13 protein-coding genes and 1 pseudogene are annotated in these 12,993 nt (G+C 68.7%); 11 read left to right on the top strand and 3 right to left on the bottom strand.

Annotated features, from left to right (window positions below):
• The first annotated feature begins 78 nt into the window (after positions 1-78).
• On the top strand, positions 79-1,011 hold the full coding sequence (gene argC, locus OX89_RS02215; RefSeq protein WP_047349392.1) for an N-acetyl-gamma-glutamyl-phosphate reductase: 933 nt from the start codon (positions 79-81) through the stop codon (positions 1,009-1,011).
• A 210-nt stretch (positions 1,012-1,221) separates the two neighbouring features.
• Here argC and dprA read toward each other — a convergent pair whose 3' ends face one another.
• Entirely contained in the window at positions 1,222-2,382 is a 1,161-nt protein-coding gene (gene dprA / locus OX89_RS02210) for a DNA-processing protein DprA (protein WP_047349391.1), read from the bottom strand.
• Between the two features lie 52 nt (positions 2,383-2,434).
• Positions 2,435-3,694 (bottom strand): LysM peptidoglycan-binding domain-containing protein, encoded by a 1,260-nt coding sequence (locus OX89_RS02205; protein ID WP_234305473.1) that lies wholly within the window; start codon positions 3,692-3,694, stop codon positions 2,435-2,437.
• Between the two features lie 202 nt (positions 3,695-3,896).
• On the opposite strand from OX89_RS02205, the gene def reads away from it, so the two are divergent.
• The 6 genes from def (at position 3,897) to OX89_RS02175 (ending at position 8,383) form a co-directional block, all read left to right on the top strand.
• Positions 3,897-4,409, top strand: a complete 513-nt coding sequence (def, locus tag OX89_RS02200) for a peptide deformylase (protein ID WP_047349389.1) — start codon at positions 3,897-3,899, stop codon at positions 4,407-4,409.
• On the top strand, positions 4,406-4,921 hold the full coding sequence (locus OX89_RS02195; RefSeq protein ID WP_047349388.1) for a hypothetical protein: 516 nt from the start codon (positions 4,406-4,408) through the stop codon (positions 4,919-4,921). The genes def and OX89_RS02195 overlap by 4 nt, the downstream gene beginning before the upstream one ends.
• Before the next feature lie 33 nt (positions 4,922-4,954).
• Positions 4,955-6,010: a methionyl-tRNA formyltransferase gene (fmt, locus tag OX89_RS02190; protein ID WP_047349387.1), complete on the top strand. Its 1,056-nt coding sequence runs from the start codon at positions 4,955-4,957 to the stop codon at positions 6,008-6,010.
• Positions 6,007-6,756 carry an AzlC family ABC transporter permease gene (locus OX89_RS02185; protein WP_047349386.1) on the top strand — a complete coding sequence of 250 codons (750 nt, stop codon included), beginning with the start codon at positions 6,007-6,009 and terminating at the stop codon, positions 6,754-6,756. Before fmt ends, OX89_RS02185 begins: the two co-directional genes overlap by 4 nt.
• Positions 6,753-7,088 (top strand): AzlD domain-containing protein, encoded by a 336-nt coding sequence (locus tag OX89_RS02180; protein ID WP_047349385.1) that lies wholly within the window; start codon positions 6,753-6,755, stop codon positions 7,086-7,088. The genes OX89_RS02185 and OX89_RS02180 overlap by 4 nt, the downstream gene beginning before the upstream one ends.
• Positions 7,089-7,177: 89 nt before the next feature.
• On the top strand, positions 7,178-8,383 hold the full coding sequence (locus OX89_RS02175; protein ID WP_047349384.1) for a phosphoglycerate kinase: 1,206 nt from the start codon (positions 7,178-7,180) through the stop codon (positions 8,381-8,383).
• A 67-nt stretch (positions 8,384-8,450) separates the two neighbouring features.
• Here the strand turns inward: OX89_RS02175 and OX89_RS02170 are convergent, their stop codons facing one another.
• Positions 8,451-9,350: a DMT family transporter gene (locus OX89_RS02170; RefSeq protein ID WP_015914614.1), complete on the bottom strand. Its 900-nt coding sequence runs from the start codon at positions 9,348-9,350 to the stop codon at positions 8,451-8,453.
• A 107-nt stretch (positions 9,351-9,457) separates the two neighbouring features.
• Between OX89_RS02170 and pyrF the strand changes: the two genes are divergently transcribed.
• The 4 genes and pseudogenes from pyrF (at position 9,458) to OX89_RS02150 (ending at position 12,670) form a co-directional block, all read left to right on the top strand.
• The gene (gene pyrF, locus OX89_RS02165; protein ID WP_041839097.1) at positions 9,458-10,282 is read left to right on the top strand and encodes an orotidine-5'-phosphate decarboxylase; all 825 of its coding nucleotides are present in this window, start codon (positions 9,458-9,460) and stop codon (positions 10,280-10,282) included.
• 3 nt (positions 10,283-10,285) lie between these two features.
• Positions 10,286-10,585: pseudogene (locus OX89_RS02160) on the top strand (LysR substrate-binding domain-containing protein); the annotation flags it as partial.
• Positions 10,586-10,706: 121 nt separating this feature from the next.
• Positions 10,707-11,699, top strand: a complete 993-nt coding sequence (locus OX89_RS02155; protein ID WP_047349417.1) for a tripartite tricarboxylate transporter substrate binding protein — start codon at positions 10,707-10,709, stop codon at positions 11,697-11,699.
• Positions 11,696-12,670 carry a succinylglutamate desuccinylase/aspartoacylase family protein gene (locus tag OX89_RS02150; RefSeq protein ID WP_047349383.1) on the top strand — a complete coding sequence of 325 codons (975 nt, stop codon included), beginning with the start codon at positions 11,696-11,698 and terminating at the stop codon, positions 12,668-12,670. The genes OX89_RS02155 and OX89_RS02150 overlap by 4 nt, the downstream gene beginning before the upstream one ends.
• The last annotated feature ends 323 nt before the right edge of the window (positions 12,671-12,993 follow it).

Genomic DNA, 12,993 nt, shown 5'->3' with positions numbered 1-12,993 from the left:
GCTGCGACGCACCATTGATGTGGATATAACTTACGCCCCCGGCCCCACCCCTGGGCCGGCCCTTGCAGGAGCTACTCGATGTCCAAGGTCTTTATTGATGGCGAGGCAGGCACCACCGGCCTGCAGATTCGTGAGCGCCTGCAGGCCATGCCCCAGGTGGAGTTGGTCAGCATCGCCCCCGAACTGCGCAAGGACGCCGCCGCCAAGCGCGCACTGATCGCCGGTGTGGACCTGGTCGTGCTGTGCCTGCACGACGATGCCGCGCGCGAAACGGTCGCGCTGGTGGACGCCATCACTGCCGAGACCGGCCGCGCCATCAAGATCATTGATGCCTCCACCGCCCACCGCACGGCGCCGGGCTGGGTGTTCGGTTTTCCCGAACTGGCGCCCGGCCAGTTGGAGGCCGTGCGCAACGCCACGCGCGTATCCAACCCCGGCTGCTATGCCACCGGCGCCATCGCCCTGCTGCGCCCGCTGGTCGACGCCGGCCTGGTGCCCGCCGACCACCCACTGGCGCTGCCGTCGGTGAGCGGCTACTCCGGCGGCGGCCGTACGATGATCGAGGCCTATGAGCAAGGCCATGCGGCGCCCTTTGAGCTGTATGCGCTGGGCCTGTCGCACAAGCACCTGCCCGAGATCCTGAAGTACACCGGGCTCACGCGCCGCCCGATCTTCATCCCCTCGGTGGGCAACTTCCGCCAGGGCATGCTGGTGCAACTGCCGCTGCATCTGGATCTGCTGCCCGGCCAGCCGAAGGCGGCGGACCTGCACGACGCACTGGCGGCCCATTACGCCAAGAGCAATACGCCCGAGCAGTGGGTGAAGGTGCTGCCGCCCACCGAGGACGGCAAACTCGATGCCCTGGCGCTCAACGACACCAACCAGTTGGAACTGCGCGTGTTCGCCAATGAGAGCTACCGCCACGCCGTGCTGGTGGCGCGCCTGGACAACCTGGGCAAGGGCGCGAGCGGCGCCGCGGTGCAGAACCTGCGGTTGATGCTCGGGCTATAACATCAAAAAACATAGCTGCCTGCGCTTATTCCATCCGGGTTTCAATGGAAGAATCCTTTGAAATGGATGTACAGAAAGCGCGAACAGCTCATTTTTATATAGCAAACGCGTGCCCGTACTACGCCGGCTGATATGCCGAGCGGTCAAGGCCGCGCGGCAAGCCCCCGCCCCGCAGGCGTGCGCCGCGAAGCGCGCACTGCCGTCGCTGCTTTAGGCCTGCCCCGTGCGCTGGAACAGCCCGCCGGGCAAGCGCGCCACCCGTCCCTCCAGTTCCAGCTCCAGCAGCCGTACTTGCAGCGTGGCGGCATCCAGCCCCGTGCGCGCCACCAGTGCATCCAGCCCCAGTGGATCGAACCCCAGCGCATCCAGCACACATTGATACGACGGCGCAAGGGGCTCCTCGGACGCGTCCTGTGCTGCGGGGATGGCGGCTGCCGGCGCATGCCAGCGCAGTTCTTCCAGCACATCCTGCGCCGACTCCACCAGCTTGGCGCCCTGGCGTATCAGCGCGTGGCATCCACGCGACTGGGGCGCGTGGATGGAGCCGGGTATGGCGAACACCTCGCGCCCCTGCTCGGCCGCGAGCCGCGCGGTGATCAGCGAGCCCGAGGCCAGCGCCGCCTCCACCACCAGGGTGCCCTGCGACAGGCCGGAGATGATGCGGTTGCGCTTGGGAAAGTTGGCCGGCAACGGCGGCGTGCCCAGCGGGTATTCGCTGACCAGCAAGCCGTGGCGCGCGATGCGGTGGGCCAGCTCCTTGTTGGCACGCGGGTACACCCGGTCCAGCCCGGTGCCCACGATGGCAATGGTGGCGGGCGCGGCACCGTCGGGCGGATCGATCAGCGCGCCCTCGTGCGCCGCCGCGTCGATGCCCAACGCCAGGCCCGAAACGATGCACAAACCCGCCTCCCGCAGAGCACGTGCGAACTGCCGCGCATGGTCCGCCCCCTGGGCCGTGGGGTTGCGGCTACCCACCATGGCCAGGCTGTGCGCCGGCGCGAACGGCGCGCCGCCCTGCACGAACTGCGGAGCACCCAGCAGGTACAGCAGCAGCGGCGGATCCTCGGTGGCCAGCAACGCAGGAGGATAGGCCTCGTCACCCAGCGTGACGATGCCGTGCGCCGGCTGCGCGGGCGCCCGCCCGTCCAGCAGCCACTGCCACGTCCGCTCGGTCAGCGCCTCCAGCTCCTCGGGCACGCGGGCGAGCGCGCGCGCCTGCGCCGTGGTGACGCAGGACTGCCAGGCCCTCTCGCCCTGCGCAAAGATGTTCTGGGGAAGGCCGAACGCGGCCAGCAGCCTGCGCGCGGCACCGTTGCCCACGCCAGGCGTGAGCGTCAGTCGCAGCCAGGCGGCCAGTTCGTCGCGTTGCATGCGCGGTGACAAGGCGGGGGAGCGGCCGCCCGCAGGTGACGGCGCCCGGGGCTTACTCGGGGTTGACCAAACGGTCGCCCACACGCACCGCCTGCTGCGACTGCAGGATCAGGGCGTAGGACACGCGGTCGAACGTGAGGAACACCATCGCCACGCCATTGCTCTCGCTGGGCAGGCGCACCATGGCGCGCTGCTCGTCGGTCTTGTCCTTGAAGCGCTCGCCCTTGGTGAGCAGCTGCAGCACATGGCCGGCTTCCATGCCGTCGCGCGTACCGCGGTTGATGGTGATTACCTGGTTCTGGCCGGCGTTGGCCACGGCCGCGCTGCCGTAGATCGACACCACGCTGGCATCCACGGGGCCCTGCGGTGCCCGCGGGGTGTAGCTGTTGAAGCTGCGCTGTGGTGCGGGCAGCAGGCGGTCGCCGGCGCGGATCTCTTCCTTCGCGCCCCTCAGGTCCACCGTGGCGGGAACGATGTCCACCGCTGTGCCGTGGGCTTGCCCCTCCAGCACTTCCCCCCGGCCCTCGCTGGAACTCTTGCCCCGCGCTACATCGCTCTGGGGCACGGGAGTGGTAGTTTCACTGCGCACCAGTTCGGCGCGGCCGACATACTGCGCTTCGTAGCCCAGCACCTCACCAGTGTGCGGATCCTTCAGCGGAATGGCGTTGCGGAACACGCGGTACTGGCGCGGCACGCCAGGCGCCATCACGAGGGGACTGCCTTCAGGGCCGCGCACGTAGGCGCGGTCGCCGTTGGCCATGATCATGCGTTCGTCGCGCGTGGCCACGATGCGCGGGGCCTGCTGCAGCGTGAGCTCGTCCACCACCAGAGGCTCGACGAGGAAGGGTTCGATCAGGTGCGGCTTGAGCGTGGGCAGCGCCGTGCCGGCCAGGCTGTCATACCGCGTGCGCGGCGACACGCGCACGGTCTCGGGCGCGCCTTTGCGGCTGGTGCTCAGGCGGGCATAGCCGTCCGCCTTTTCCAGGTACAGCGTCTGGCCCGGGAAAATCAGGTGCGGGTTGGGAATGGACTGCAGATTCATGCCCCACAGTTCCGGCCAGCGCCAGGGGCGCTTCAAATACATGCCGGAAATACCCCACAGCGTGTCTCCCCGTTTCACCACGTAGGTATCGGGCGCATTGGCGGCCAATTCGGAAAGGGGAACGCCGCGTGAAGCCACCTGCTGCGCGGTGGCGCGCTGCTCGGAAGTAATCGGGTAATTCTGGGCCTGCGCCGCCGGTGCCATGGCGGCACCCGCCAACAAAGCCAGTGCGCCGAGCGCCGTCACGCGCATACGGGCCTGAGCCGCCATATTGTTCCTCGTGTCATTCATTGGAAAAACGCCCCTCTCGCTGCGGTGCAGTTAATTGTTTTACAGAAGAAACTGCCGCGAATACATTACAAACCATTTGAGATTCTGTGCCCAAGCCCTTGATCGGGCAACGATTATTGTGATTGGGCGCCGCAATGGCGGGCAAAAGTGGCGAAAATAGCGACATATTGAGCGCTCTGCCATGGCAATTCTTCCGATTCTCTGTTACCCCGATCCTCGCCTGCACAAGGTCGCCCAGCCCGTGACGGCGGTGGATGAGCGCGTGCGCGCCATCGTGGACGATATGTTCGCCACCATGTACGACGCCCATGGCATCGGCCTGGCCGCCACGCAGGTCGATGTGCACGAGCGCATCGTGGTGATCGACGTCTCCGAAGATCGCGACACGCCGCTGGTGCTGATCAACCCCGAGATCACCTGGGCCAGTGCCGAGAAACAGGTGGGCGACGAGGGCTGCCTGTCGGTGCCTGGCATCTACGATGGCGTGGAGCGCTCCACTGCCGTGCACGTGCGCGCGCTGGACCGCGACGGCCAGCCGCGCGTGATCGAGGCCGAGGGCCTGCTGGCCGTGTGCATCCAGCACGAGATGGACCACCTGCTGGGCAAGGTGTTCGTGGAATACCTGTCGCCCTTGAAGCGCAACCGCATCAAGACCAAGCTGTTGAAGCAGCAAAAGCAGGCCGAACGCGCATGACCCCGCTGCCGGCGCACGCAACCGCACCGCGCCGGCTCCGCTGGAGCGCACTGCTGCTGGCTGTTTTTTTGGCGGCCTGCGCCGTACCCGAATGGCAGAAAGCAGGCACGCCGCGTGCGGACATCGAGCGCACCATGGGCGCACCCACGCTGACCGTAATGCTCCCTGAAGGCGGAGAACGGCTGGTCTACAGCCGCCAGCCCGCAGGCCAACAGGTCTACCACCTCGACTTTGACGCCCGGCAACGCCTGGTGCGGGTGGAGCAGGTACTGACGCTGGAGCGCTTCCATGCGCTGCGCAATGGCGTCGATACGCGCGCAGCCGTGCGACGCACCTTCGGCCCGCCTGCGCTGGTGGAGAAGGTGGCGCGCTTCAATGGCGATATCTGGACCTACCGCTTTCGTGACAATGGAGAGCCCCGCCAGGCCCATGTGCACATCGACCCGGCGGGCGTCGTGCAGCGCGTGATGTTCACGGACGAGCGGCTGAACGACAACGACCCCTTTCACTGAGCCCCACCCCGGGGCCGCTATTCCACGCGTTGTATGAGAGTCATTTTTGCCGGCACGCCCGAGTTTGCGCGCGTGGCCCTGGAGCGCCTGCTGGCCGCGGGATTCACCGTGCCCCTGGTGCTAACCCAGCCCGACCGCCCCGCGGGCCGCGGCATGAAACTGCAGGCTTCACCCGTCAAGCAGTGCGCGCTGCGGCACGGCATCGCCGTGGCGCAGCCGCTGAGCCTGCGCCTGGATGGCAAATACCCCGAGGACGCAGCGGCCGCCAAAGCCGCCATCGAGGCTGCGCAGGCCGATGTGATGGTGGTGGCCGCCTATGGGCTGATCCTGCCGCAGTGGGTGCTCAACACAATGAGCGCCGCACGGCCGCCCGAAGGCGAGAAGGCCCCCTTGGGGGGCAGCGAACCACGCGCAGCGGGGAGCGTGGGGGCAAAGAACGGCCTCGGCTGCCTGAACATCCACGCCAGCCTGCTGCCGCGCTGGCGCGGCGCGGCGCCCATCCACCGCGCCATCGAGGCCGGCGACGCGGAAACCGGCGTGACCATCATGCAGATGGACGCGGGCCTGGATACCGGCGACATGCTGTTGCTGGAAAAGACCGCCATCAGCCCCGCCGATACCACCGCCACGCTGCACGACCGGCTGGCGCAGCTGGGCGGGCAGCTGATCGTGGAGGCGCTGGAGCTGGCCGCCTGCGGGGGCCTCAAACCCACACCGCAGCCGGCCGAGGGCGTGACCTACGCGCACAAGATCGACAAGGCGGAAAGCACCATCGACTGGAACCAGCCGGCGGAGGTGATCGCCCGGCGCGTGCGTGCCTTCGACCCCTTCCCCGGCGCGGCCACCACGCTGGGGGCCGATGCCATCAAGGTATGGAGCTGCGAAATAGATAGCTGCTCGCGCACGCTGGATGCGGCCTGCGGCCAGATTTTGTCTATAGATGCCGACGGCATCGGCGTGGCCTGCGGCGCCGGCAGCCTGCTGCGCTTGACGGTGCTGCAACGCGCGGGCGGCAAGCGGCTGCCCGCCGCGGACTTCCTGCGCGGCTTCCCGCTGGCGCCAGGCATGGTGCTGGGCGCCGCCCCATGAGTCTGCCTTTCCTGCGCGCCCAGCTGCGCGACCCGGCCTTCCGCCAGGGCGCCGGTGACATGGCCGGCACCTGCCTGGGCATCGGCGCCTGGGGCCTGGTGACGGGCGTGGCCATGGCCAAGAGCGGCATGTCGCTGCCGATGGCGCTGTTCATGTCGCTGGCGGTGTATGCCGGCAGCGCACAGCTGGCCGTGCTGCCGCTGATGGTGGCGGGCGCACCGCTGTGGGTGGTGTGGCTCACGGCCACCTGCGTGAACCTGCGCTTCGTGATCTTCAGCAGCATGTGGCGCAGCTATTTCGCCCACCTGCCGCGCCGCCACCGGCTGGCGCTGGGCTACTTCAGCGGCGATGTGATCTTCGTGAGCTTCATGAAGCGCTTTCCCAAGCCCGTGCCTGCACCCGAGCAGGTGCCTTATTTCTGGGGCGCGGCCTCGGCCAACTGGCTGGCCTGGCAGGTGCCGTCCATTGCAGGCATCGTGCTGGCCAACGCCATCCCGCTGTCCTGGGGGCTGGGCTTTGCGGGCGTGCTGGCGCTGCTGGGCATCCTGCTGTCCATGCTGAACGACCGCGCCACCTGGCTCGCCACGGCCGTGGCCTGCACGGCGGCGGTGGCCACCTTCGCGCTGCCGCTCAAGCTCAACATCCTGGTGGCGATCGCCGCAGCCGTCACCGCAGGGCTGGCCGCCGAAGCGGCCGAGCGTGCGCTGCGGCGTGCGCGTACCCGCGCCGCGGGGGGCGACACATGAACGGTGCCTGGATCGAGCCGGCCATTGCCATCCTGGGGCTGGCGGGCATCACCCTGCTCACGCGCGCGTTCTTCATGATCCCCGAGCGCGACCTGCCGATGCCCGACTGGCTGCGCCGCGGCCTGAAGTACGCGCCGCTGGCCGCGCTGGCCGGGGTCATCGCGCCCGAGCTGGTCATGACCCAGGGCGCGCTGATCCAGACGCTGCAGGACGCACGACTGCCCGCCGTGGCCGCCGCCGCGGGCTACTACTTCTGGCGCCGCGGCATCCTGGGCACCATCGTCGTGGGCATGGCGGTGTACCTGCCGCTGCACATCGGGCTGGGCTGGTAGAGAGTTACGGCGCGGTTACCAGGCGCCTACAATCCGCGCAGTTTTCATGACCGCACCGTGACGGCGCGGCGCACTCACCCACTGTTCCCATGCACATCCTTCGCTTTTCCGACCTTTGCGCCCAGGGCCAGGCCCGTGGCCAGCGCGTGTTCATCCGTGCCGACCTGAACGTGCCGCAAGACGACGCCGGCCGCATCACCGAGGACACGCGCATCCGTGCCTCCGTGCCCTGCATCCAGATGGCGCTGGAAGCCGGCGCCGCCGTGATGGTGACCAGCCACCTGGGCCGCCCCACCGAGGGCGAGTTCAAGCCCGAGGATTCACTGGCCCCGGTGGCCCAGCGCCTGGGCGAGCTGCTGGGCCACCCGTACGAGAACGGCGTGCCGCTGGTGACCGACTGGGTGGACGGTGTGCAGGTGCAGCCCGGCCAGGTCGTGCTGCTGGAAAACTGCCGCTTGAACAAGGGCGAGAAGAAAAACGACCCCGAGCTGGCGAAGAAGATGGCCCAGCTGTGCGACATCTACGTGAACGACGCCTTCGGCACCGCCCACCGCGCCGAGGGCACGACCTACGGCATCGCCGAGTACGCGAAGGTGGCCTGCGCCGGCCCGCTGCTGGCCGCCGAGATCGACGCCATCCAGACCGCGCTGGCCCACCCGAAGCGCCCGCTGGTCGCCATCGTGGCCGGCTCCAAGGTCTCGACCAAGCTGACCATCCTGCAAAGCCTGTCCAAGAACGTGGACGGCCTGGTGGTGGGCGGCGGCATTGCCAACACCTTCATGCTGGCGGCCGGCCTGCCCATCGGCAAGAGCCTGGCCGAGCCCGACCTGGTGAACGAAGCCAAGGCCGTGATCGCCGCCATGGCCGCGCGCGGCGCCGAGGTGCCGATCCCCACCGATGTGGTGGTCGCCAAGGCCTTCGCGGCCGACGCACCCGCCACCGTGAAGAAGGCCAGCGAAGTGGCCGAGGACGACCTGATCCTGGACATCGGCCCCGAGACGGCGGCCCAACTGGCCGCGCAGCTCAAGGCCGCGGGCACCATCGTCTGGAACGGCCCCGTGGGCGTGTTCGAATTCGACCAGTTCGCGGGCGGCACCAAGGCCATCGCGCAGGCCATCGCCGAATCCAGCGCCTTCAGCATCGCCGGCGGCGGCGACACCCTGGCGGCGATTGCCAAGTACGGCATCGAGAAGGACGTGGGCTACATCTCCACCGGCGGTGGCGCGTTCCTGGAGGTGCTGGAGGGCAAGACCCTGCCGGCCATCGAAATACTGCAAAAGCGCGCGGCAGGCTGATCCCGCCCCAGAACGCTATAAAAATCAGAGCTGCTTGCGCTTATTGCATAAGCGCTAGCAGCTCTTTTTACTTGAACTCCTGCGCCTGCACGGCGCGGGCCGGCCACAGCACGGTGCCGATGGCCACGGCCATCAGGCCCACGGCGGTCCAGTCCTGCCAATGCAGCACCTCACCCAGCCACAGCGCGCCGCTGAACACGCCCAGCACCGGAATCATCATCACGCTGAGCGTGGAGGCCACGGGCGGCAGCGTGCGCACCAGGAAGAACCACGCCGTCTGCGCAAAGCCCAGCGCCAGCAGCCCGTTGTAGAGAATGGCGGCCCAGGCCTGGGCGTCGGGTGCCACCCAGCGCTCGCGCTCGAACGCCACCGCCAACACGGTGAGTACCACGCAGGTGATGGCCACCATCCAGAACGACAGCGTGAGCAGCGGCACCGGCACGGTCAGGCGCCGCAACAGCTGCGTGCCCATGGCCCAGCTCGCGGCAGACACCAGCATCAACGTCACGCCCAGGGGCCTGCCGCCCAGCGCGCCGATCTCATGCCACAGCAGCAGCACCACGCCCACCAGCGCCGCGCCCACGCCCACCCACGCGCGCCCGGCCAGGCGGTCGCCGAACACCAGCGCGCCCAGTACGGCCGAGAAGATGGGCATGGTGTAGCCCAGGATGGCCGCCCGCCCGCTGGACAGCTGCGGGATCGCCAGGATCATGAGCACGTGCCACAGCACCATGTTGGTCAGCGCCAGCAGCGCCACGCGGCCCCAGTGCGCGCGCGCAATAGTGAAGGGCAGCTTGCGCACCCCTATCACCGCGGCCAGGATGGGCAGGCCCAGCCACAGCGAGGCCATGCGGAAGGTGAGCGGCGGAAAGTGCGCCACACCCATCTTCATCACCGGCCAGTTGAGGCCCCACACCAGGGTCAACAGGGCAAGAACGACGAGCTGGCGGCGGGAAAGGGCAGGCATGGGCGGCGATTGTGCCGGGCAGGCGCCGTCCTTGCCGAAGCCGCCCGCGAAAACACCAGGACGCCATGGCGCACGGCAGCGGCATGGTGTTGCCTAAAATCACGGACATGACTTTTCTTGACATGCTGCGCGACGCCACCACGCGCAACGACTCCCTGCTGTGCGTGGGCCTGGACCCCGAACCCACGCGCTTTCCCGAGTCCGTGCGTGGCGAGGCGCACAAGATCTACGACTTCTGCGCCGCCATCGTGGACGCCACGGCCGACCTGGTGTGCGCCTTCAAGCCGCAGATCGCCTACTTCGCCGCGCACCGTGCCGAGGACCAGCTGGAGCGCCTGATGCAGCACATGCGCTGCAACGCCCCGCATGTGCCCGTGATCCTGGACGCCAAGCGCGGCGACATCGGCTCCACGGCCGAGCAATACGCCAAAGAGGCCTTCGAGCGCTACGGCGCGGATGCCGTGACGCTCTCGCCCTTCATGGGCTTTGACTCCATCGAGCCCTATCTGGCCTACCACGGCAAGGGTGCTTTCCTGCTGTGCCGCACCTCCAACCCCGGTGGCGATGACCTGCAGGCCCAGCGCCTGGCCAGCGTCGAAGGCCAGCCGCTGCTGTACGAGCACGTGGCCCGCCAGGCGCAGGGCCCCTGGAACAAGAACGGCCAGCTCGGCCTGGTGGTGGGCGCCACGTACCCACAAGAAATTGAGCGCGTGCGTGCGCTGGCACCCACGCTGCCGCTGTTGATCCCCGGCGTGGGCGCGCAGGGCGGCGACGCAGCCGCCACGGTGCGCGCCGGACTGCGCGCCGACGGGCCAATCATCGTGAACTCCTCGCGCGCCGTGCTCTATGCCTCGGGCGGTGCGGACTTTGCCGCGGCCGCACGCAACGCGGCCCAGGCCACGCGCGCCGCGCTCAACGCCGCGCGCGCCTAGCCCTCGCACACGCTGGCGCTCGGCCGGCTGGTGGAAGACCGCCTGGCGCATGACCCGCTGGCGCCGCGCCTGGCGCGCGTGGTGGAATGCGACTCGGCCGACGCGCAGTACGAGTACGTGCTGCGCGGCCTGGGCGTGGCCTGGCTGCCCTGGTCCATGGTGCATGCCGACTGCCAGTCCGGGCGGTTGGCCCGCGCGGGCGACGAGCGCATGCAGGTGCGCTTCGACGTGCGCATGTACCGGCCCAAGCGCCGGCTCTCGCCCTGGGCCGAGGCACTGTGGGCCACATTGGCGCGCCAGTGATCCCCGGATAAACCCGCGGGCCACGTGCCCACAATGCACGGCCTGGTGCCACTTCGGCACGACGCCGCCACGGTGCGCTTTCCACAATGGCACCCACCTCGACCTGCCTATGGAAAACGCCATGCACACTTCCCGCACCCCCGCCCCGTTGCGCCGCGCGCTGCTGGCCAGCGCCGCGCTGCTCGCCGCTGCCAGCCCTGCCGCTTTCGCGCAAGCGCCCGCCTACCCCAGCAAGCCCATCACCATCGTCGTGGGCTATCCGCCCGGCGGCAGTACCGACCTGACCGGCCGCGCCGTGGGCGCGGAGCTGTCCAACCGCCTGGGCGTGCCCGTGGTGATCGAGAACCTCGGCGGCGCGGGCGGCGCCATTGGCGCGCAGAAGGTGGCCAGCAGCGCGCCCGACGGCTACACGCTGCTGGTTGGCGCCAGCAACGAGATCGCCATCAACAAGCTGGTGACCAAGAAGGTCAAGTACGACATCAAGGACTTCACCGCCATCGGCCTCGTAGCCTCGCAGCCCCTGGTGCTGGTGGCCAGCACCGGCATCGGCGTGAAGAACCTGGCCGAATTCACCGAACGCGTGCGCAAGAACCCCGGCAAGCTCAGCTATGGCAGCTCGGGCGTGGGCACCTCGCTGCACCTGGCCGGCGAGATGATCAAGGAACAGGGCCAGCTGTTCATGACGCACATCCCCTACCGCGGCGTGGCGCCGCTCACCAACGACCTCGTGGGCAACAACCTGGAATTCGGCGTGTTCGTGCTCTCCAGCGGCCTGCCGCACATCAAGAGCGGCAAAGTGATCGCCCTGGGCACCACCGAGGCCAAGCGCTCGACCGTCGCGCCCGACATTCCCGCGCTGGCCGAATCGGCGCAGTACAAGAACGTGGACATCGGCACCTGGTTCGCCCTCATGGCGCCCGCCCACCTGCCCAAGCCCGTGGCCGAGCGGCTCAAGAAGGCGCTCAACGAGACGCTGGAGTCGCCGGACTTCCGCAAGCGAATGGAAGCCGCGGGCTCCACCGTGGCATCCCCCAGCCTGGACGTGGACAAGTTCCTCGCCGCAGAGGTCGCCAAGTACAAGAAGATCATCGAGTTCGCCAAGATCGAAGAATGATGAGCGCTCCCCTGCCTTTCACTTTGACCGCGCCCGACCTCGGCGCCTGGCGCGCCGGCAACACCGGCACCGAGGGCGTGTGGCGCTTCGACTCCGGCACGCCGGGCCGCCACGTGATGATCAGCGCCCTCGTGCACGGCAACGAGCTGTGCGGCGCCTGGGCGCTCAAGGGCCTGCTGGAAGCCGGCCTGCGCCCCGCGCGCGGCACGCTCACGCTGGCGCTGTGCAATCTGGCCGCGTTCGACCGGTTCGACCCCCACCACCACGACGCCGCCCGCTTCGTGGACGAAGACCTCAACCGCCAGTGGGTGGATGCGCGCATGGACGCCGGCGACACGCTGGAGCGCCGGCGCGCGGCCGCGCTGCGCCCCTTCGTGGCCGAAGCCGACTGGCTGCTGGACCTGCACTCCATGCACGAGCCCTGCGCGCCGCTGCTGCTCACCGGCATGCAGCCGCGCAACCTGCACCTCGCGCGCACCCTGGCCGCGCCCGAGCACATCGTGGTGGACGCGGGCCACAAGGACGGCACGCGCATGCGCGACTATGGCCGCTTCGGCCAGCCCGATGCCGAGGGCGGCGACACGCGCTCGCTGCTCGTTGAATGCGGCTTCCATGGCGACCCGGCCAGCCGCGCCGTGGCGCAGGACCAGTGCGTGCGCTTCCTGCAAGCGGCCGGCGTGGTGGATTCCGCCAGCCTGGCACGTGGGCTGCCCGGCTGGCGCCTGCCCGACGCGCCGCGCCAGTGGGCGCTGGAGGTCACCGGCCCGGTGGTCGCCAGGAGCGAGCGCTTTCGTTTCACCCAGCCCTTCACGGGCCTGGAGGTGATCCCCCAGGCCGGTACCGTCATCGGCGACAACGATGGCGAGCCCGTCACGACGCCGTACGACGACTGCGTGCTGGTCATGCCCAGCACCCGCCAGGCGCGCGCCGGCGTGACGGTGGTGCGCTTCGCCACGCGGCGGCCGCTGTAGGCGGCACGGCCAGCGGCCGGTGCTTCGCCCGCGCAGGGCAGGCCGCCCGCGTGGCAGCGTCTGGGGGCATGCGTAGGTTTCGCTTCCATACTGATAGCTGCTAGCGCCCGTATTTATTGGGCTAGGGGCCAAAAACCCCCTCAAACCCGTCGCAACACCTCTGTGACGGGATGAAGCCCCTGCGCGCCCAAAAAGCTGAACTCGTTCAAGGACAGGCCGGTTTTTGCCGAATAACATTACGTTACGCGTCCTTGACATCTCTTTGTCTCGCCCGCCCTCTAGGGCCTGTTCACACTATTTTTGCCAGTGCGAATGGCGTGAAA

It is taken from the genome of Diaphorobacter sp. J5-51 (genome assembly GCF_001023515.1).
Taxonomy (GTDB): Bacteria; Pseudomonadota; Gammaproteobacteria; order Burkholderiales; family Burkholderiaceae_C; genus Diaphorobacter; species Diaphorobacter nitroreducens.
Note: the sequence above shows the minus strand (reverse complement) of the source record. Positions and strands in the feature narration are given on the sequence as shown.